This is a genomic window from Amycolatopsis nalaikhensis (assembly GCF_030264295.1).
Classification (GTDB): domain Bacteria; phylum Actinomycetota; class Actinomycetes; order Mycobacteriales; family Pseudonocardiaceae; genus Amycolatopsis; species Amycolatopsis nalaikhensis.
In genome coordinates this window covers 3,315,602-3,334,545 of sequence record NZ_CP127173.1, presented here as the reverse complement: position 1 = coordinate 3,334,545, position 18,944 = coordinate 3,315,602, and the positions used below count along the sequence as shown (strand labels likewise).

Annotated in this window: 17 protein-coding genes, 1 tRNA gene and 3 pseudogenes; 9 read left to right on the top strand and 12 right to left on the bottom strand. The window is 71.7% G+C overall.

The genetic code is table 11. The annotated features are described in order from the left end of the window. Window positions 1-282: 282 nt before the first annotated feature. A complete protein-coding gene (locus tag QP939_RS16565; protein WP_285457671.1) occupies window positions 283-1,446 on the top strand; it encodes a carboxylesterase family protein in 1,164 nt (387 codons plus the stop codon). On the opposite strand, the gene QP939_RS16560 is transcribed toward QP939_RS16565, so the two are convergent. The 7 genes and pseudogenes from QP939_RS16560 to sp36 all read right to left on the bottom strand — a co-directional run bounded on the left by QP939_RS16560 (window position 1,424) and on the right by sp36 (window position 5,792). Beyond that, window positions 1,424-1,678, bottom strand: a complete 255-nt coding sequence (locus QP939_RS16560) for a glutaredoxin domain-containing protein (RefSeq protein WP_086859583.1) — start codon at window positions 1,676-1,678, stop codon at window positions 1,424-1,426. The two genes, QP939_RS16565 and QP939_RS16560, sit on opposite strands and share 23 nt — an antisense overlap. After that, window positions 1,675-2,445 (bottom strand): MBL fold metallo-hydrolase, encoded by a 771-nt coding sequence (locus QP939_RS16555; protein ID WP_285457670.1) that lies wholly within the window; start codon window positions 2,443-2,445, stop codon window positions 1,675-1,677. Before QP939_RS16555 ends, QP939_RS16560 begins: the two co-directional genes overlap by 4 nt. Further along, window positions 2,442-3,260, bottom strand: coding sequence for an NUDIX hydrolase (locus QP939_RS16550; protein WP_285457669.1), 819 nt, complete (start codon window positions 3,258-3,260; stop codon window positions 2,442-2,444). Before QP939_RS16550 ends, QP939_RS16555 begins: the two co-directional genes overlap by 4 nt. A 108-nt stretch (window positions 3,261-3,368) precedes the next feature. After that, a pseudogene (locus QP939_RS16545) lies at window positions 3,369-4,506 on the bottom strand (hypothetical protein). Window positions 4,507-4,542: 36 nt separating this feature from the next. Beyond that, window positions 4,543-5,169: a hypothetical protein gene (locus QP939_RS16540; protein WP_285457668.1), complete on the bottom strand. Its 627-nt coding sequence runs from the start codon at window positions 5,167-5,169 to the stop codon at window positions 4,543-4,545. After that, window positions 5,169-5,625, bottom strand: a pseudogene (locus QP939_RS16535) (RidA family protein). Before QP939_RS16535 ends, QP939_RS16540 begins: the two are co-directional and overlap by 1 nt. A gap of 5 nt (window positions 5,626-5,630) precedes the next feature. Then, window positions 5,631-5,792, bottom strand: a complete 162-nt coding sequence (sp36, locus tag QP939_RS16530; protein WP_003068074.1) for a Sp36 family protein — start codon at window positions 5,790-5,792, stop codon at window positions 5,631-5,633. Between the two features lie 154 nt (window positions 5,793-5,946). Between sp36 and QP939_RS16525 the strand changes: the two genes are divergently transcribed. From QP939_RS16525 to bagB, 4 genes and pseudogenes are all read left to right on the top strand, one after another. Further along, window positions 5,947-6,888 (top strand): esterase/lipase family protein, encoded by a 942-nt coding sequence (locus QP939_RS16525; protein WP_285457666.1) that lies wholly within the window; start codon window positions 5,947-5,949, stop codon window positions 6,886-6,888. Between the two features lie 19 nt (window positions 6,889-6,907). Then, window positions 6,908-7,157, top strand: a pseudogene (locus QP939_RS16520) (hypothetical protein). 21 nt (window positions 7,158-7,178) lie between these two features. After that, window positions 7,179-8,186, top strand: a complete 1,008-nt coding sequence (gene bagA, locus QP939_RS16515; RefSeq protein WP_285457665.1) for an ATPase BagA — start codon at window positions 7,179-7,181, stop codon at window positions 8,184-8,186. Beyond that, window positions 8,183-9,304, top strand: coding sequence for an ATPase BagB (gene bagB / locus QP939_RS16510; protein ID WP_285457664.1), 1,122 nt, complete (start codon window positions 8,183-8,185; stop codon window positions 9,302-9,304). Before bagA ends, bagB begins: the two co-directional genes overlap by 4 nt. 175 nt (window positions 9,305-9,479) lie before the next feature. On the opposite strand, the gene QP939_RS16505 is transcribed toward bagB, so the two are convergent. Next, window positions 9,480-9,776 (bottom strand): WhiB family transcriptional regulator, encoded by a 297-nt coding sequence (locus tag QP939_RS16505; protein WP_285457662.1) that lies wholly within the window; start codon window positions 9,774-9,776, stop codon window positions 9,480-9,482. Window positions 9,777-10,120: 344 nt separating this feature from the next. On the opposite strand from QP939_RS16505, the gene QP939_RS16500 reads away from it, so the two are divergent. Next, complete coding sequence (locus QP939_RS16500) at window positions 10,121-12,295, top strand: transglycosylase domain-containing protein (RefSeq protein ID WP_285457661.1); 2,175 nt, start codon at window positions 10,121-10,123, stop codon at window positions 12,293-12,295. A gap of 4 nt (window positions 12,296-12,299) precedes the next feature. On the opposite strand, the gene QP939_RS16495 is transcribed toward QP939_RS16500, so the two are convergent. Further along, window positions 12,300-14,012, bottom strand: coding sequence for a serine/threonine-protein kinase (locus QP939_RS16495; protein ID WP_285457660.1), 1,713 nt, complete (start codon window positions 14,010-14,012; stop codon window positions 12,300-12,302). A gap of 119 nt (window positions 14,013-14,131) precedes the next feature. On the opposite strand from QP939_RS16495, the gene QP939_RS16490 reads away from it, so the two are divergent. Further along, on the top strand, window positions 14,132-15,112 hold the full coding sequence (locus tag QP939_RS16490; RefSeq protein ID WP_285457658.1) for a metallophosphoesterase: 981 nt from the start codon (window positions 14,132-14,134) through the stop codon (window positions 15,110-15,112). A 29-nt stretch (window positions 15,113-15,141) separates the two neighbouring features. Continuing rightward, window positions 15,142-15,215 (top strand) — tRNA-Pro (locus tag QP939_RS16485). Window positions 15,216-15,256: 41 nt separating this feature from the next. Here the strand turns inward: QP939_RS16485 and QP939_RS16480 are convergent. Beyond that, the gene (locus QP939_RS16480) at window positions 15,257-16,021 is read right to left on the bottom strand and encodes a class I SAM-dependent methyltransferase (RefSeq protein WP_285457657.1); all 765 of its coding nucleotides are present in this window, start codon (window positions 16,019-16,021) and stop codon (window positions 15,257-15,259) included. 39 nt (window positions 16,022-16,060) lie between these two features. Here QP939_RS16480 and QP939_RS16475 point away from each other — a divergent pair, with 39 nt between their 5' ends. Next, window positions 16,061-17,911 (top strand): prolyl oligopeptidase family serine peptidase, encoded by a 1,851-nt coding sequence (locus QP939_RS16475; RefSeq protein WP_285457656.1) that lies wholly within the window; start codon window positions 16,061-16,063, stop codon window positions 17,909-17,911. Between the two features lie 36 nt (window positions 17,912-17,947). On the opposite strand, the gene QP939_RS16470 is transcribed toward QP939_RS16475, so the two are convergent. Both QP939_RS16470 and QP939_RS16465 read right to left on the bottom strand, forming a co-directional pair. Next, on the bottom strand, window positions 17,948-18,133 hold the full coding sequence (locus QP939_RS16470; RefSeq protein WP_086679218.1) for a tautomerase family protein: 186 nt from the start codon (window positions 18,131-18,133) through the stop codon (window positions 17,948-17,950). A gap of 10 nt (window positions 18,134-18,143) precedes the next feature. Further along, window positions 18,144-18,770 (bottom strand): TIGR03085 family metal-binding protein, encoded by a 627-nt coding sequence (locus tag QP939_RS16465; RefSeq protein ID WP_285457655.1) that lies wholly within the window; start codon window positions 18,768-18,770, stop codon window positions 18,144-18,146. Window positions 18,771-18,944: the final 174 nt, after the last annotated feature.

Below are 18,944 nucleotides of genomic sequence, written 5' to 3'. Positions count from 1 at the left end.
TGCCGGTGCAAGTCCAGCGGAGGTCAGTGCGTACCTCGCAGATCGAATCGCCGAGCGGGTAGAGGGGCAAGGGGCCGAAGCGGCCACGGCGTAGCCTGCCTGCGAGCCCGCCTCCACCGGCGGGCTCGCAGGTTCAGCACCCTCCCGCCCGTGAGGATTTCCCTGCCGCGCAAGGCTGTGAGTCGCCCGCGTGGCGTCTCGCGCTACACCCGTGCGGGCGCGTGGTTGCGGATCTCCCCAAAACGCGGAAGCTGATCGAGGAGCACGTCCCCAGGAGGCACGATGATCGTCGAAACCACCACCGGCCGCGTCCGCGGAGCAGAAGGCGCCTTCTGGGGAATCCCCTACGCCACCGCGGAACGCTTCGCCGAACCCCGGCCACCAAAGCCGTGGACCGAGGTCCGTGACGCGCTGACACCTGGCCCAGCCGCGCCGCAGCCGCCGTCACGCCTCGAACTCGCCCTCGGCCCCATGCCCCTGCCGCAGAGCGAAGACTGCCTGTCGCTCAACGTCTTCACCCCCTCGACCGACGGACGCCGTCCGGTGCTCGTGTGGGTGCACGGCGGCGGGTTCTCCAGCGGCTCCGGCGGCCAGGTCTGGTACACCGGCACGCGCCTGGCCCGCGAGGCCGACGCCGTCGTCGTCACGCTCAACTACCGCCTCGGCGTGCTCGGCTTCCTCAGCGCCGACGGCATCCCGCCCAACCTCGGCCTCGCCGACCAGCTCGCCGCCCTCGGCTGGGTGCGGGACAACGTCGCCGCCTTCGGTGGGGACCCCGATGATGTCACCCTCGGTGGGCAATCCGCCGGGGCTCAGTCGGCGCTCGCCCTCTGGTCGGCTCCGCGCGCTCGCGGCCTCGTCAAGCGGATCGCCCTGCAGAGCGCTCCACTCGGCATGCGGCCGTCCACACGGGACGCTGCCAACCGTAATGCCTTGCTGCTGCGGGAAGAACTCGGCGAGCATCTCCGCACCGCGCCCATCGCACGCCTCATCGAAGCCCAGCTCAGGGTCGCCGCCAAGACCGCGGTCCCTGGCTCGCTCGAACCGCCGTTCCAGCTCGTCGCCGACGGCGACCTCGTCGCGGCCGATCTCATCGAGGCCGCGCCGCCGGGGCCCGCCCTGATCAGCCGGACCCGCGAAGAACTACGCGCCTTCGTGCCCGACGCGCCACCGGAAGTCGTCGAGCAGGCGAACGGCTTCTTCTTCAGCGAAGAACTGACCAAGAAGCTCGACGCCTTCACCTACCGCTTCGACTGGCAGGCGCCGGGCAACCGGTTCGGCGCCTGCCACTGCATCGACATCCCGTTCCTCTTCGGCACCCACGACGTCTGGCCCGCGCCGATGCTCGAAGGCGCCCCGAAGGGCCTCGAGAACGAAACGGGACTGCGCGAGGCGTGGGCCGCCTTCCTGCACGGAGAGCCGGTCAGCCCGCCGAAGCTGCCTTGACCGCCGCTTCGACCTCCGCGAACGACGGGTTGACCATGGCCGTCGAGCCGACGATGACCGTCGGCACTGTCTCGTTGCCGTTCGCGACCTCGCGCACGCGGGCGGCGGCGGCCGGGTCCTCCCAAATGTTGATCTTGCGGATGTTGAAGCCGCTCTTCGACATCGGGCGGTCCAGCGCGGCGCAGAAGCCGCACCCCGGCCGCCAGTAGAACTCGACCTCGACGTTGCTCATCCCTGTTCCTCCGACCGCAAGTAGTCCAGCTGCGCCTGCACGCTCCACTCGGCGGGCGCCCAGAGTGCCCGGTCGACGTCGGCGTAAACCACCTCGACGACCTGGCGCGGTGTGGCGTCCGCACCGAGCTGCTTCAAGGCCGAACGCACCTGGTCGAGCCGCTGTTCCCGGTGCGAAAGGTACTCGCGGGCGGTCGCGGGGAGATCGGGCAGCTCTGGACCGTGCCCGGGCAGGCCGACCGTGCCCGCCGGCAGCTCGATCAGCTTCCGCAGCGAGCGCAGGTAGTCACCGAGGTCGTGCAGCACCGTCGTGCCGCGGCCGAGCACGGTGTCTCCCGTCAGCACCTGGCCGTCGAGCACCAGCGACACCGAGTCGTCGGTGTGCCCCGGCGTGTGCAGCACGCGGATGTTCAAGCCACCGGCGGAAATCACCTCGCCGTCCACAAAGGACGACGCGTCGACGCACAGCGCCGGGTCGAACGCCCGCACCGGTGCGCCGGCGCGCTCGGCGAACCACGGCGCGCCCTCGGCGTGGTCGGGGTGGTGGTGCGTGAGGAGGATCAGCTCGACCGAACCGACCCCGGCCAGCCGCTCGAGGTGCTCGAGGTCGCGGTAGCCCGGGTCGACGACCACCGCCGGTGCCGACGGCGTCGCCCGCAGCACCCAGCTGTTGGTGCCTTCGAGTGTCATCGTCGACGGGTTGTTCTCCAGCAGCACCGAAGCCGTCTCGGACACCTGGCGCAGCACGCCGTACGCCGGGGCGGTCATCGCTGCTCCAGCACGACGCGGACGTGGTCGTTCTCGCGGACCAGCGTCGGGGCGATCCGGACGATCTCGCGCGGCGCGTTCAGCACGTCGTCCGCGGTGGCGAACCCGGCCAGCTCGCTCAGCGTCAGCCAGGTCGGCGGCATCAGCATCCGGCGGCCTTCGCGCGCGTCGGCGATCGCGTCCTCGGGACGCTGCCAGCCGGAGCTCGACGCCTCCGACGTCGCGCCGTCGGCCTGCTGGCCTTCGGGCAGCTTCGCGACGTAGAAGCGGGTGTCGTAGCGGCGCGGCTCCTGCTCGGGCGTGATCCAGTGCGCCCACGGGCGCAGCAGGTCGGCCCGCAGCGTCAGGCCCGCGTCGGCGAGGAACGCGGCCAGCGACACCTCGCGCGTCTCCAGCGCCTGCCGGGCGGCCGCGTACGGCGCGACGTCGGTGAGCACGGCGTCCGCGCTGCCCGCGAGCAGCACCCCCGACTCCTCGAACGTCTCGCGCACCGCCGCGCACGTCAGCGCGCGGGCGAGGGCTTCGTCGCAGCCGAACCGCGAAGCCCACCAGGACGGGCTCGGCCCGGCCCACGCCACGGACGCGTCGGCGTCGCGCTGGTCGACCCCGCCACCGGGGAACACGGTCATCCCGCCCGCGAACGGCATGCCCTTGACCCGGTGCTGCAGGAAGATCTCGACGCCGTCGGCGCCGTCCCGGACCAGGATCACGGTGGCCGCGTCCTTCGGCGTCGCCGGCGGCCCGTCCGCGTTCGCGCGGGTGGCCACCCCCGCACCGACCGGGATGTCGAAGACGAACTCCTTTGGCTGCTCCACCCGGGCAACATACCTCCGGACCCCGACGTCCCGTCGCGCAGTTGTGGCATCCCAGACACAGCAAAAGCGGCACTTTCATGACGAAAGTGCCGCTTTGTGCTGCAAACCTCAGGGGGCGGTCCAGCCGCGCTGGTCGCCGCCGGAGCGGGAAGCGCCGTTGAGTCGCATCTTCGCCGCCTCGGCGCGCTCGCGCTCCGCCAGCTCGGCGTGCAGCTCGCGCAGCAGCGCCCGGTCGCGCTCGGACAGGCTCGGGTCGTCCAGGTCCAGCGCGGGCAGCTCGACGACCTCGTGCATCGACGGCTTGCCCGCGGCGATCTCGCGGCCCTTCTCCGGGTCCTCGGCCAGCGCCTGCCGCAGCTGCGCGACCTCGGCCGGGGTCAGGTCGGCGGTGCGCTCCGCCCGCGTCTCGGACCGCTCCGACCGCGACTGACGCGGCGGCTCCGGGGCGGGCGGCGACACGATCGGCACCACCGGGGCGACGGGCTCCGGCGGCGGCGCGGTCGTCGTCGTACTCGAGCGCATGCTGTGCCTGCTGCCCGACTCCGCGACCGGCTCCGGCGTCACCGGGGGCGCCGGCTTGGCGGGTTCCGGCCGGTACACCGACGTCGACGACGTCGTGCTCCCGGTCACCCAGGCCGGCGACGCGGCCGCCGAAGCGGCCTGGTGGTACTCGGAGTGCGCGACGCCGGGGCCGCTGACCTCGACGACCGAGTGGATCCCGGCCCGGCGCAGCGCCGTGTCGACGCGGAACGCGACGGCCGGCGGGTTGCCGTCCGGACCCAGCTCGACGAGCACCACGCGCTGCGGCAGCGCGCCCGGCACGCTGCCGGCCGGGGTGTTGCGCCACACCGCGTGCACCGAGCGGACGTCCGGCAGCACCTGCAGGGTCCGGTCGAGCGCCTCGGCGATGCCGAACTCCGGGGAGTTCTCGCCGCTGAACCGGTGCGTGTTGACCGGCTCGGTCTCGTCGACCAGCAGGTCGTTCGCCAGCGTCGCGTCCGACCGGCTCATCTCGAGGACCAGCGCGAGCTTCGCGCTGCTCGGCGGAGCTGACCGGGATCCGGCCCGCAATGAGCGTGCCGGTGGTCAGCTCGACCGCCTCGTCGATGTGGGCCCGGGCGATCAGCTCACGCGCCTCGGTGAGCGCGCTGTCGTCGATCCGGCCCGCCAGGGCCAGCAACAGGTTGTGCAGGCGCAGGGGCACCGAAAACCCGTCCATGGGCGGGCCGTCGTGGACCTCCACCATTGCCTTGCTCCCTCCCAGCTCGCTGGCGGGCGAGCGTTAAGCGGCTACTAGCCGGTTCCCCGCCACCGCGCCCACGCAGACCAGCTCCGAATCGGCCAGCGCGGCCCGGTGGTACCCCGGCAGGTCGAAACGCGGCGGGATGACTTCGACGCTGGGCTCTTCGTCGCCCAGAACCCGCAGCACCCGCTGCAGTTCGCCGGTCAACCTCGGCAGACCGGTCAGCGCGGTGATCAGCAGGACGCGCTTGGCCGTTCCCTGGCCGACCACACCGACGTGCCGCCAGCTCTGCCGCACTTCCCCCACATCCGGCCGTCCCCGCAACGTTGCGTGGATCAAAACGGACACGGAGTCGACCGAGTTAACCCATTCGGGCGCACTCGACGTGAATGTGTACCGGTTCTCGGTGACGTCGTCTACCCCCAGCGTCGAACTGACCTGGTGCCAGTCGGCGCCGTGCGGGATGAGACCGGCCACGAGCAGCCGGTACTCCGTCTGGTCGAGGTCGATCCTGTGCTTAAGCAAAGACCTCGGCAGGGTCCGGGCGAGGGTGCCCATCGCGCCCTCGCCGAGCCAGTCGCGGAACCGCCACAGCAGCTGGTCGGGCAGCCGCCCGGCCAGCCGGAGCAGCAGCTCGTGGGTGGACTGCTCGATGTCCGGGTCCATCACTGCACCTCCACGATCAGTTCGACCTCCACCGGCGACCCGATGGGCAGCTCCGCGACGCCGACGGCCGAGCGGGCGTGGATGCCCGCGTCGCCGAAGACCTCGCCGAACAGCTCGGACGCGCCGTTGACGACCGCGGGCTGACCGGTGAAGCCCTCCGCGGAAGCCACGAAGCCGACAACCTTGACGATCCGCGTGACGTTGTCAATGCCCACCAGCGCGTGCACGGCCGCGAGCGCGTTCAGCGCCGACGTGCGGGCGTGCCCCTTCGCCTCTTCGGGGCTGATCTCCGCGCCGACCTTGCCGGTCGCGGCGAGGACGCCGTCGACGAAGGGCAGCTGGCCGGAGGTGTAGACGTGCTTCCCGCTCTGGACCGCGGGCACGTAGGCGGCCAGCGGGGCCGCCACGCCGGGCAGCTCGATGCCGAGCTTCCTTCAGCCGTTCGCTCCAGCTCACGCGGATCAGCCCTTCGGACGCTTCAGGTACGCGACGTGCTGCTCGCCGCTCGGGTTCGGCAGCACGGTGACCAGCTCCCAGCCGTCCTCGCCCCACTGGTCGAGGATCTGCTTCGTCGCGTGGATCAGCAGAGGGACGGTGGCGTACTCCCACTTGGTGGCGCTCATGAACCGGGAGCGTAGCCAAGCGGGCAAGAGCGCCGGGGCCCGCCGCCGGGGAAAGTCCCGAGGTGGGGGTGACCCCGTTCGGGTGAACGCTTACCCACCTCCGGTCGATTGTGGTTCACTTCACACCTACTGGTGAGTAGATAGGACCCTCCCCATGCGGACAACGAAGTCCCTCGGCGCCGTCCTCCTGGCCGCGCTCCTCGCCCTGCTCGTCGCCCCGGCCGCGTCCGCGTCGGCCCTGCCGGTGCCGTGGACGCTGCTTGCCGCGCTGCCCGCGCAGGCGGCGAACCCCGGCGGGCCGCCGCCGGGTGCCGACGACTTCGGCTGCCGCCCGACCGCCGCCCACCCGGCACCGGTGGTGCTGGTGCACGGCCTGTCCGCCAACCAGACGGTGAACTGGCAGACCTACAGCCCGTTGCTGAAGAACCAGGGCTACTGTGTCTTTTCCCTCACCTACGGCGTTCCCGGCACGCCGCTGCCGGTCTACCAGCCGGGCGGGCTGTCCCCGATGGAGCAGAGCGCGCACGAGCTCGGGCTGTTCGTCGACCGGGTGCTCGCCGCGACCGGAGCGTCCAAGGTGGACATCCTCGGCCACTCCGAAGGCACGCTGATGCCCAGCTATTACGTCAAGTTCCTCGGCGGCGCGGCCAAAGTGGACAAGTACGTGAGCCTCACCCCGCTCTGGGACGGCACGACGCTCTTCGGCGTCTCGCACCTCTACGACCTCGCCAAGCTGATCGGCCTCGACCCGCTGGTGAACGGCGCCCTCGACCCGGCCTGCGGCTCGTGCCGCCAGTTCCTGCGCGGCTCGGACTTCCTGACGAAGCTGCACAGCGGCAACGGCGTCTTCCAGCCCGGCGTGAGCTACACCAACATCCTCACGCGCTACGACGAAGCCGTGACGCCGTACACGTCCGGGCTCGGCCCGGGCCCGGACGTGACGAACATCGTGCTGCAGGACAGCTGCCCGCTCGACCTCTCCGAGCACGCGGGACTGGCGGCCGACAAGAACGCGGCGGGCCACGTCCTCAACGCGCTCGACCCGGAGCACGCGCGGCCGGTGCCGTGCGTCCCGGCGACGGCACTCGGGAGCTGAATCCCGCTAGCGTGACGGGGTGGAAACCTGGCGGGTGATCGCGACGGCACTCCTGGCCGCGGCCGGGCTGCCGCTGGTGCTCGTCGTGATGGCCAAGGTGCGCGACCGGACGTCGAGCTTCCGGGCAGGTCGCGCTCGGCGGCGTGATCACGTTCACGCTGCTGGTCGTGCTGGGTGTGCTCGTGCTCACAGTGCTGCCCGGCCTCGTGAGCTGGTTGCTGGTCGCCGGCGTCGCGGCTGCGGTCAGCGTCATGCTGCTGGCCAGCTGAGCGCTGATTTAGGGTGAAGCTGTGACCACTCCCCATGCCGGCTGGACCGACGAGCTTGCCCGCGCCCGGCTGCACTTCGTCACCGGCAAGGGCGGGACCGGCAAGACGACGCTCGCCGCCGCGCTCGGGCTCGCGCTCGCCCGCGAAGGCCGTCGCGTGCTGCTCATCGAGGTCGAGGGCCGCCAGGGCATCGCCCAGCTCTTCGACACCGAGCCGCTGCCGTACGCCGAGCAGCGGATCGCCGCCGTGCCGGGTGGCGGGGAGCTGCGCGCGCTGCACGTCGACGTCGAAGCCGCGCTGCTCGAATACTTCGAGATGTTCTACAACCTGGGCTTCGCCGGCCGGACGCTGCGGCGGATGGGCGCGATCGAGTTCGCGACCACCCTCGCGCCGGGCCTGCGCGACGTCCTGCTCACCGGGAAGATCAAGGAGTGCGTCGGCCGCACCGAGTCCGACGGGCGGCACACCTACGACGCCGTCGTCGTCGACTCGCCGCCGACCGGCCGGGTCGTCAAGTTCCTCGACGTCACCAAGGCGCTCACCGACCTGGCGAAGACGGGCCCGATCCGCGGCCAGGCCGAGGGCGTCGTGCGGCTGCTGCACTCCGGCGAGACGGTGATCCACCTGGCCACGCTGCTGGAGGAGATGCCGGTCCGCGAGACCGTCGAGGCCGTGGCCGAGCTGGACGGCGCCGACCTGCGCCCGGGCGCGGTGCTGGTCAACCGGGTCCGGCCGCCGCGGCTGCCCGCCCGCTCGGTGACCGCGGCCGCGGACGGGCGCGTCGACGCCTCCCGCGTCCGGACCGGGCTCGCCTCCGCCGGGCTGAAGCTGCCGGACGACACCCTCGACGCGCTGGTCGAGGAGACCGTCGAGCACGCCGTGCGGGTCGCCGCCGAGCAGCGGGCGCGCGAGCAGCTCGCCGAGGCCGACCTGCCCACCCTGGAGCTGCCGGACCTGACCGACGGCGTCGACGTCGCGGCGCTCTACGACCTGGCCGAGGCCCTGACCGACCAGGGGGTGCGGTTGTGACCACCATCGACATCGACGCGCTGCTCGACGACCCGGAGAGCCGCGTGATCGTCTGCTGCGGCTCGGGCGGCGTCGGCAAGACGACGACCGCGGCGGCGCTGGCCCTGCGCGCGGCCGAACGCGGCCGCCAGACGGTCGTGCTCACCATCGACCCCGCTCGGCGGCTCGCCCAGGCACTGGGGCTGCGCGAGCTGGGCAACCACCCGAAGCAGGTGCAGGTCGAAGGGTTCGAGCCCAAGGGCGAGCTGTGGGCGATGATGCTCGACATGCGCCGCACGTTCGACGACATGGTGCGCGTGCACGCCGGCCCGGAACGCGCCGAGCAGCTGCTGCAGAACCCCTTCTACCAGACCATTTCCACGTCGTTCTCCGGCACGCAGGAATACATGGCGATGGAGAAGCTGGGCCAGCTGGCGGCGACCGCCGACTGGGACCTGATCATCGTCGACACCCCGCCGAGCCGGTCCGCGCTGGACTTCCTGGACGCGCCGACGCGGCTGTCGAGTGCGTTGGACGGCCGGATGATCCGCCTCCTGACGGGCCCGGCCAAGGCGGGCGGCTGGGGCCTGCGCAAGGTCGTCAACGCCGGGTTCTCGATGTTCGCGAAGGCCGTGTCGACGATCATCGGCGGCCAGCTGCTGACCGACGCGTCGGCGTTCATGCAGGCCTTCGACAGCATGTTCGGCGGCTTCCGCGAGCGCGCCCGCAAGACCGCCGAGCTGCTGCGCTCGTCGGGGACGTCGTTCCTGGTGGTGGCCGCGCCGGAGCCGGACGCGCTGCGCGAGGCGTCCTACTTCGTCGAGCGGCTCTCGGCCGAGTCGATGCCGCTGGCCGGGCTGATCGCGAACCGCACGCACCCGGTGCTCGCCAAGCTGTCGGGCGCCGAGGCGCTGGCCGCGGCCGAGTCACTGCAGAAGGGCGACACGAACGCGCCGCTGGCCGAGGCGGTGCTGCGGCTGCACGCGGACCGCGTCGACCTGGCCGCCCGCGAGGAGCGGCTGCTCGCGCGGTTCACCCGGGCCCACCCCGAGGTGGCACTGGCCCGGGTGCCCGCGCTGGCCGGCGACGTGCATGACCTGGAAGGCCTGCGCGACATCGGCGTGAAGCTCGCGGGCTGAGCTGCCCCGGCCGAGGCGGGCTGAAGGGTCCTTTCGTCGCATCTGATGCGTTGAAGGCGCCCTTCAGCTCATCAGATGCGATGAACGTCCCCTTCAGCCCGCCCGGCGGCGGCGTCCCGCAGGTGGCTGAGCGTCGTGGGCGGCGCGCCGGCAGGGCCGCGCCACCCACATCCGTTCAGCCGACCGAGACCCGCTCCTCGGCGTCGCGCTTGGCCGCCTCGAGCAGGTCCGCCCAGCTCACCACGTCGGGGCGGCGGCGCAGCAGCGCGCGCCGCTCCCGTTCGGTCATGCCTCCCCAGACGCCGAAGTTGATCCGGCCGTCGAGTGCTTCGGCGAGGCATTCGGTGCGGACCGGGCAGCCCATGCAGACCGCTTTGGCCCGGTTCTGCTCCGCACCCCGGACGAACAGGCCGTCCGGATCGGCGTCCCGGCAGGACGCGTTGATTCGCCAGCTCGACTGGTTGGTTTCCATACCCCCAGCTCCCTACCCTGGTGATCGACGCACCAGCGGGGAAAGGCACTGCGCTCCCTGCCCCCGCGAGCGTGTCTCCCTCTGCTCACGTCGGTTACCCGGGCACCTCCCCGGTGCCGGTGCCGCCGAACGGACCAGGCGAGCTCCCACCCGCGTTGATCCATCCGTCGGCTTTTCTTCGTGAGACGTTGACGGACTGTAGGGGCCCTCGGTTCCCCCCGTCGAGACCTAGAATGCCTTCCGTTACCAGATGTCACCGAAGGGGGTCGGTTTTGTCACTGAATTCACACCTTTGGAGACACGGCGTCACCGGGACCTGACCCGCCCCGGGTAGCCTGGCCCTCGTGCGAAAAGCGGATGGTTTGTTCAAGCTCATCGGCCTCTGTCTGCTCGCGGGGGTGCTCGTCGCCGGCATGCTCTTCCCGGTGGTGGGGGCCGCCGGCGTCATGTCCAACCAGGCCAGCGAGACGGTGGAGAAGACCTCGTCCGACCTCGCCGACATCCCGCCGCCGCTGGTCACCACGGTCACCGACAGCACCGGCAAGCCGATCGCGACCCTGTACGACCAGTACCGGCTCCCGATCAACGAGAACCAGATCAACGAAGCCATGAAGTGGGCGCTGGTCTCGGTCGAGGACAAGCGGTTCTACGAGCACCACGGCGTCGACTGGCAGGGCACGCTGCGCGCCGCCGTCAGCAACAGCACCGGCGCCGACACCCAGGGTGCCTCGACGCTGACCCAGCAGTACGTGAAGAACTACCTGATCAACGTCGTCTACCGGGGCGACCAGGTCGGTCAGAAGAAGGCCCAGGAGCAGTCGATCGCCCGCAAGCTCAAGGAAGCGCGGATCGCGATCCAGCTCGAGACCAAGCTGACCAAGCAGCAGATCCTCGCCGGCTACCTGAACATCGTCGAGTTCTCCCGCCAGATCTACGGGATCGGCGCCGCCGCGCACGCCTACTTCAACACCACGCCGGAGAAGCTCACCGTGCCGCAGGCCGCGCTGCTGGCCGGCCTGGTGAACAACCCGATCAACAACGACCCGTGGAAGCACGCCGACAAGGCCACCGCGCGCCGCAACCTGGTGCTCGACCGGATGGTGGAGAACAAGAAGCTGGCCAAGGCCGACGCCGAGCGCTTCAAGGGCGAGCCGCTGGGCGTCGTCCCGGACTTCCCGGCCAAGCCGCCCGCCAACTGCATCGGCGCGGGCCCGGAGGCCGGGTTCTTCTGCCAGTACGTCGAGGACTACCTGCTCAAGTCGGGGATGACCAAGGACCAGCTCTACACCGGCGGCTACACGATCAAGAGCACGCTGGACGAGCGCGCCAACCACGAGGCGAAGGTCTCGGCGGAGGCGCAGGTCAAGAAGACCCAGCCGTACGTGGCGAACACGTTGTCCCTGGTGAAACCGGGGAAGAACCGGCACGAAGTGGTCGCGCTGGCGTCGAACCGCGACTACGGCCAGGACCAGGACGCGGGCCAGACGACGTACGCGCTGCCCACGGGTGTCTACAACACCGGTGGCGCCGGGTCGACGTACAAGATCTTCACCTCGGCCGCGGCGATGGAAAAGGGCGTGGCCGGGATCTTCTCGCCGGTCCAGGTGCCGGACACCTACGTGTCGCACGTGTTCACCGGTGGCGGCAACAGCTGCCCGCCGACCGGGCCGCCGCTGCGCTCGCGCTGGTACTGCGTCGGCAACGCCGGTGACTACAGCCGGATCGCGCAGGGCGCGACCCTGCAGACCGCGCTCGCGACGTCGCCGAACACCGCGTTCGTCGAGCTCGAAGACCGGCTCGGCAGCACCGCGCCCGGCATCGACATGGCCAAGCGGCTCGGCATGCGCGACACGATGGCGAGCAACGCCGGTGGCGGCACGGTCGACCCGAAGGCCGAGTCGGAGAACAAGCGCCTGAGCCAGGCCGAGCTCTACGGCCCGCGCGGCAACAACCCCGGCTACGGCGCGTTCACCCTGGGCTTCTCCCCGCTGAGCGGCCTGGAGCTGGGCAACGTGGCGGCGACGATCCTGTCCGGCGGCGTCTGGTGCCCGCCGACGCCGATCGCCGCGGTGACCGACCGCAACGGCGCGCCGGTGCCGGTCAAGGAAGCCGCGTGCGAGCAGGCGGTGCCCGAGGCGTTGGCGAACACCCTCGCGGTCGGCATGAGCAAGGACGACCAGCCGGGCGGCACGTCGGCGGGCGCGGCGAGCGCGGTCGGCTGGAACCGGCCGATGATCGGCAAGACGGGCACGACGCAGGGCAACGTCTCGGCGACGTTCGTCGGCGGCACCCCGCAGCTCGCGGGCGCGGCGATGACGTTCAAGTTCGGCGGCGGCCAGGGCGGTATCTGCGACGCGGGCCCGGGCAACGTCCGGGTGTGCGGCAGCGGCAACATCTTCGGTGGCAAGGCACCGGCCCGCACGTGGTTCGGCGCGATGAAGAACATCATGGACGCGAGCCAGCCGGTGTTGCCGCTCCCGCAACCGGACCCGCAGTACATGGGCGGCGGTCCGCGCTGACCGTTCAGTTTCCGGGCAGATCCGAGAGGATCTCCATGTTCCACCAGTAGTACAGCTGGTCGAGCTTGTCGTTGTCGGTGACCTTCGTGGACAGCAGGACCCCGCCCACCAGCTTCTTCGCGTCCGTCCACACGAGCTGGGCCGGGTCGCCGAGGAAGCACGTCAGGTAGTCGCCGGGCACGGGCGCGGGGGTCTCGGCGCGGTAGTAGGTGCCCCAGATCTTCGGCACCTTGAGCGGGCGGCAAGCGCCTTGGGCGTCGTTGCGGGTGAGGCCCTGGCTCTTGACGATGTCCTGGAACCACTTGTCCATCGCCGCCGCGTCGGCGAAGCGCAGGAACCTCGCGCCCGTCGGGTGCGGGAACACCACGTTGCCCGCTTTCACGTCCCCGACGTTCGATTCCCCGCACTCGACCGCCGCGGCCGCCCCGGGCGGTACCTCGGCGTCCTCGCACGTGTATTGCTTGTAGACGGCGGGAAGCGCGGCGTAGAGCTTCTCGTCGTGTGCGGGCTTCGATTCCGAAGTGGACGGTGGCGCGGTCGTCTCCGGCGACGGCGACTGTGATGGCGACGGCGACGTGGTCGGCGGCGGCGTGACCGGGCCCGGCCCGGCCGACTGCGTCTTGTCCCGCGTCACCAGGTACGTGACCAGCAGCGCGACCACGACGACGCCCGCCAGCGCGGCGCACAGCGCGATCCACCGGTTCCGCTGCGACCGCGGTGGCGGCGACGCGGCGGGCGCGACCTTGCCGGACGGCCCCGTGTACGGCCGCGGCGGGCCGGCGTACGTCCCGGTCGGCGGACCGGCGTTCAGCATCGTCGGCACCGGCATCGGGCGCGGCGGCGTCATCGGCGGCGACAGCACCGGGCCCGGCAACGTCTTCTGCCACGTCGGGATCGGCGGCGCCGGCGCGGTGAGCGCCGCGCGGACGGCTTCGGCGAACGCGGCCGCCGTCAGGTAGCGGTCGGCCGGGTCCTTCGCCATCCCTCGGGCCACCACCGCGTCCAGCGCCGGTGGCAGGCCCGGCCGCACCTGCGACGGCGACGGCGGTGGCGCGGTCAGGTGCGCGCCCATCTGCGCCGCCGCTCCCTCGGCGAGGAAGGGGCGCCGCCCGGTGAGGCACTCGAAGAACACGCACGCCAGCGCGTAGACGTCGACGAGGCCGGTGATCGGGGCGTCGCCGAAGCGTTCCGGCGCCATGTAGTCGAGCGTGCCGATCACGTTGCCGGTGCCGGTGATCGACGTCCCCTCGGCGGTCATCGAGCGCGCGATGCCGAAGTCCACGAGGTACACGAAGTCGGCGCTCGTCACGAGCACGTTGGACGGCTTGACGTCCCGGTGCACCAGGCCGTCCGCGTGCGCCGCGTCGAGCGCGCCCGCCACTTGCTCGACGATCCCGGCCGCCCGCGCCGGGTCGAGGGGCCCGTCGGCCAGGAGTTCTTTCAGGTCACGGCCTTCGACGAGCCGCATGTCGAGGTACAGGCGGCCGTCGATCTCGCCGTAGGCGTGGATCGGGATCACGTGCGGCTCCCGCAGCCGCGCGACGATCTGCGACTCGCGGCGGAACCGCGCGCGGAACGCCTCGTCCGCGATGAACGGCTCGGACAACAGCTTCAGCGCGACGATCCGGTCGTGCGCGGTGTCGTAGGCGCGGTGGACCTCCCCCATGCCACCGCGGCCGAGCAGGCCTTCGATCCGGTACGGCCCGAACTGCTCCATCGTTCTCCCCAAGCCCCCCGGCTCGTTTCCCGTCAGTCGGGCCGACGCAGATGCTATGTCGCAGGTTCCCCGTAACGGCGGCGAAGTCATCCAACTGTTGAGCACGTATCCTGGACTTCGTGAGCACGCTCAGTAACACAAGCACGTCGGGGGCGACGGCGAAGCGCCTCGCCGCGGGGACGGTGGCGCTCGGCGTCGCGACCCTCGGTTACGCCGTCGGGATCGAACGCCGCCGCTGGACCCTCCGCACCGCCGAACTCCCGGTGCTGGCGCCCGGGTCGCGGCCGTTCACCATCCTGCACGTTTCGGACCTGCACATGCTGCCCGGCCACCACAGCAAGCAGCGCTGGGTCGCCGCGCTCGACGAGCTGAACCCGGACCTCGTCGTCAACACCGGCGACAACCTCTCGCACCGCACGGCCGTCCCCTCAGTGCTGCGCGCGCTGGGCCCGCTGCTCGACCGCCCCGGCGTGTTCGTCTTCGGCAGCAACGACTACTACGCGCCCAAGCCGAAGAACCCCGCGCGGTACCTGATGCCGAAGGGCAAGAAGAAGCGCATCCACGGCGTCCAGCTGCCGTGGCGCGACCTGCGCGCGGCGTTCGTCGAGCACGGCTGGACCGACCTGACGCACGTCCGGCGCACGATCGACGTCGCCGGGCAGCGGGTGTTCGCGGCCGGCGTCGACGACCCGCACCTGCGCCGCGACCGCTACCCGGACATCGCGGGCCCGGCGGACAGCGGCGCGGCGGTCCGCATCGGCGTCACGCACTCGCCGGAGCCGCGGGTCCTCGACACGTTCGCCACGGACGGTTACGACCTCGTCCTGGCGGGCCACACCCACGGCGGCCAGCTCCGGCTCCCGGGCTACGGCGCGATCGTCACCAACTGTGACCTGGATCGCAGCCGTGCCCGCGGTGCCTCGCGCTGGGGCGCCCACATGTGGCTGCACGTCTCGGCCGGATTGGGGACGTCGCCGTGGGCACCGGCTCGGTTCGCCTGCCCGCCCGAGGCGAGCCTGTTGACGCTGGTCCCGCGCGGATCGGGGTCGTCGGAGCCCCGTAAGTCGGCCCCCCGTAAAGCCCGCGACAGCGTCCGCTAGACTTCTCCACGACCCGTTAAGCAGTACCTCGGGGTGTGGCGCAGCTTGGTAGCGTGCCTCGTTCGGGTCGAGGAGGTCGTGGGTTCAAATCCCGCCACCCCGACGAGCAAGAGCCGGTGTCCTCGGACACCGGCTCTTCTGGTTTCAGCGGGTCGCCGTCACCTCGACCCAGCACTGGCTGAAGTCGCCGTCACCGCTTCTCGCCCACGTCCACGCCGAACGCGCCGCGCTCGCCAGCTGGTCGCGGTCCCGGCCCGGCTCCGCGATCGCCTCTTCCAGCCGCGTCTCCACGTACTTCGCCAGGTCGCGGTAGGTCATGTCCGAGCGGTAGCGGGCCCGCGCGACCACCTCCGTGAAGCCCGCCGCCGCGCAGAGCTCGGCCGTCTTGCCGCCCGCGAACGGGTCGCCGCCCGCGCGGCGGCGCAGCAGGTGGTGGCCTCTCAGCGCCGCGTCGACGTTCGCCGTCTTCGGGCGGAGGCGGGCCTTGCTCCAGTCCGAAGTGGACAGCGCCAGCTTGCCACCGGGTCTCAGCACCCGGCGCAGTTCGGCCAAGGCGTCCAGCGGACGGGACAAGTGCTCGAACAACGCGTGCGAAAACGCCACATCCACGCTGCCGGAGGCGAACGGCAGGTCGTACGCCGACGCCACCACGAAGTCCACTGTGGACCTTCCGGCGCGGCGGGCGGCCGCGCGCGCCTGCGCCAGCTGTCCCGCGTCGCGGTCGACGCCCGTCACCCGGGACTCCGCCGCCAGTCCCAGCGTGATCGAGCCGGGTCCGCAGCCGAGGTCGACCACCCACATCCCCGGCCCGAACAGGGACTGCGCGAACGTCGCGCGCTCCGCGGCCGTGCGCGCGGACAGCATGGAAACCACGTCTCGCCCGTAGCCCGGCGCGTAACCCTCCAGCACCCCGCACACAGTACGGCCAGAAGGTGGCAGGATCGAGGGGTGAGCACGCAGTCAGCGAACCAATATCCGCCCGCGGTGGTCCCGGACCGGCTGTTCGACGACGCCGAAGCCGAGAACCGCTGGCGCGCCCGCTTCCACGCCCCGCGCATCTCCACCCCCGAGTGGGCCCGCGACGCCCCCGACGCCAACGTCTACGTCTCGAACGCCAGCGGGGTCTGGGAGGTGTACGCCTGGAACCGCGCGACGGACGAGCACCGCCGCGTCACCGACCGGCCCAACGGCACCCTGCACGCGACGCCGTCGCCCGACGGCGAGTGGATCTGGTGGTTCGACGACACCGACGGCGACGAGTTCGGCTCGTGGGTGCGCGAGCCGTTCGCCGCGACCGAGGGCAGCAAGCCGGAGAAAGCCGTCCCGGACGTCCACGACGGCTACCCGGCCGGGCTGGAGATCGGCGCGAAGCTCGTCGCCGTCGGCATCTCGACCGACGACGGCAGCGAGCTGTTCGCCCGGATCGGCGGCGAGACGCACCGCTTCTACAGCCACCCGGACGACGCGGGCATCGCGTCGCTCTCCCGCGACGAGACCCTGATCGCGATCTCGCACTCCGAACACGGCGACTCGCGCCACCCCGCGCTGCGGGTGCTGGCGACCGACGGGTTCGGGACGGTCGCGGAGAAGTGGGACGGCGAGGGCAAGGGCCTGTCCGCGCTCGAGTTCTCCCCGCTGCCCGGCGATCAGCGCCTGCTGGTGCTGCACGAACGCCGGGGCCGCGAGGAGCTGCTCGTCTGGGACGTCCGCGCCGACACCGAAACGGAGATCGAGCTCGACCTGCCCGGCGAGGTCGTCGCGGGCTGGTACCCGGACGCGCGCGCCCTGCTCGTCGTCCACTTCCACGAAGGCCGCAGTTCGTTGTACCGCTACGACCTCGACACGGCCGAGTTGTCCTCAGTGGACACTCCGGCCGGGCGGATCGGCGGCGCGGGCGTCCGTCCGGACGGCACGGTCGAGTACTCGTGGTCCAGCGCCGCCGAGCCCGCCGCGGTCCGCGCGCGCACGGCCGACGGCGCCGACTCGGTGCTGCTCGAGCCGCCGGGTGAGCGGGCGCCGGGGTCGGAACCGGTGACCGACGCGTTCGTCGAAGGCGTCGGCGGGCGGATCCACGCGCTGGTCTCGCGGCCGTCGGGCGCGCCGGAGGGCCCGCTGCCGACGGTGTTCTCCCTGCACGGCGGCCCGCACGCCGCCGACGAGGACCGCTTCTCGGCGTACCGGGCGACCTGGCTCGACGCCGGGTTCGCGGTGGTCGAGGTCAACTACCGCGGCTCGACCGGCTACGGCTCGGCCTGGCGCGACGCGATCGAGGGCCGGCCGGGGCTGACCGAGCTGGAGGACGTCGCGTCGGTGCACGACTGGGCCGTCCAAAGTGGACTCAGTGACCCGGCGAAGTGCGTCGTGAACGGCGCGTCCTGGGGCGGCTACCTGTCCCTGCTCGCGCTCGGCACCCAGCCGACGCGCTGGGCGGCGGGCGTCGCGGGCGTGCCCGTGGCCGACTACATCGCGGCGTACGAGGACGAGATGGAGCAGCTGCGCTCGTTCGACCGCGCGCTCTTCGGCGGCTCGCCGGAGGAGGTGCCCGCGGTGTACCGCGAGTGCTCGCCGATCACGTACGTCGACGCGGTGACGGCGCCGGTGCTCGTGCTGGCCGGCGACAACGACCCGCGCTGCCCGATCCGCCAGATCGAGAACTACCTCGACCGGCTCGCCGGCCGCGACCTGCACCACGAGTTCTACCGCTACGACGCGGGCCACGGCTCGCTGGTGATCGCGGAGACGATCAAGCAGACGTCGATCGAGGTCCACTTCGCGCTGCGAGCCCTCGGCCTGCGCTGACGCACCCGCCGGGAGGCCGGACGGTCTCCCGGCGGCTCAGCGGTCGGAGTGCAGGACGCCGCCGGTGGCCCAGTGGTCGGCGCCGATCTCGACGAGCGTCACCTGGACGCCTTCGGGCTTGCCGCCGCAGGTGCGGATGAACGCGTCGGTCAGCTCCCGGACCAAAGCGCTCTTCTGGGCGGGGGTGCGCCCCGGGAACATGGCAACGCTGATCATCGGCATGCCGCGCAGCTTAGAGGCCGCGGCTCACCGACTGCAGCTTCGTGACGGCGGCGGCGTCGCCTTCGAAGTCGAGGTGGACGGCGTCGCGGCCGAAGACGAACAACAGCAGGTCCACCGGCTCCCCGACGATGGTCACCGGATCGGGCCCGGTCTTGACGGCGGCCTCCTGCCCGGTGTTCGTCCTGAGGGTGACGCCGACGGGCGCCTTGCGGAGGTTCAGCTTCGCGGCCTGCTTCGCCGACCGCCAGGCGGCGGCGTCCCGGGTGGGATCGGCGGGCCGCGGCGCCCAGCCGGGCTGCGCGCGCCGGACGTCTTCGTGGTGGACGAGGAACTCGGCGGTGTTGGTCAGCTCGTCGAGCGGGCCGATGGCGGTGGGCCAGAACTTCGCCGGGCCGTTCCGGACCTGCTGGACGAGACTCGCCCACGGCTTGGCGGCGTAGCGGTCCTGGACCTTCTGCGTGTACCCGGCGAGCGCGGGTACGAGGATCCCGGGCGCGGCGTCGGGCCGGTGTTCGCGCACGACGAGGTGCGCGGCGAGGTCCCGCGTGGTCCAGCCTTCGCAGAGAGTGGGCGCGTCGGGCCCGAGGTCTTCGAAGAGCGAGCTCAACGCCTGGCGTTCGTCAGCAGCGACACCCATGGAGCCGAGGTTACCCGCCGGTAGCGCAGGTGGCGACGGGAAGAGACGCCAAGCACGTAAGCGCCCCAATGTGGCCTTGGTTGCGTCAGACGCACCCAAGGCGGCCTTCGGTGCGTCTGACGCACCGAAGGCCACATTGGGGCGCTTGGGGCCGGGGTGGGAAGAGACGCCGGG

Excerpts from the sequence above, each read along its gene's own strand:
- QP939_RS16565 (WP_285457671.1), top strand. The coding sequence starts at position 283 with ATGATCGTCGAAACCACCACCGGCCGCGTCCGCGGAGCAGAAGGCGCC.
- QP939_RS16560 (WP_086859583.1), bottom strand. The coding sequence starts at position 1,678 with ATGAGCAACGTCGAGGTCGAGTTCTACTGGCGGCCGGGGTGCGGCTTC.
- QP939_RS16555 (WP_285457670.1), bottom strand. The coding sequence starts at position 2,445 with ATGACCGCCCCGGCGTACGGCGTGCTGCGCCAGGTGTCCGAGACGGCT.
- QP939_RS16540 (WP_285457668.1), bottom strand. The coding sequence starts at position 5,169 with ATGGACCCGGACATCGAGCAGTCCACCCACGAGCTGCTGCTCCGGCTG.
- sp36 (WP_003068074.1), bottom strand. The coding sequence starts at position 5,792 with ATGAGCGCCACCAAGTGGGAGTACGCCACCGTCCCTCTGCTGATCCAC.
- QP939_RS16525 (WP_285457666.1), top strand. The coding sequence starts at position 5,947 with ATGCGGACAACGAAGTCCCTCGGCGCCGTCCTCCTGGCCGCGCTCCTC.
- QP939_RS16505 (WP_285457662.1), bottom strand. The coding sequence starts at position 9,776 with ATGGAAACCAACCAGTCGAGCTGGCGAATCAACGCGTCCTGCCGGGAC.
- QP939_RS16495 (WP_285457660.1), bottom strand. The coding sequence starts at position 14,012 with ATGGAGCAGTTCGGGCCGTACCGGATCGAAGGCCTGCTCGGCCGCGGT.
- QP939_RS16470 (WP_086679218.1), bottom strand. The coding sequence starts at position 18,133 with ATGCCGATGATCAGCGTTGCCATGTTCCCGGGGCGCACCCCCGCCCAG.
- QP939_RS16465 (WP_285457655.1), bottom strand. The coding sequence starts at position 18,770 with ATGGGTGTCGCTGCTGACGAACGCCAGGCGTTGAGCTCGCTCTTCGAA.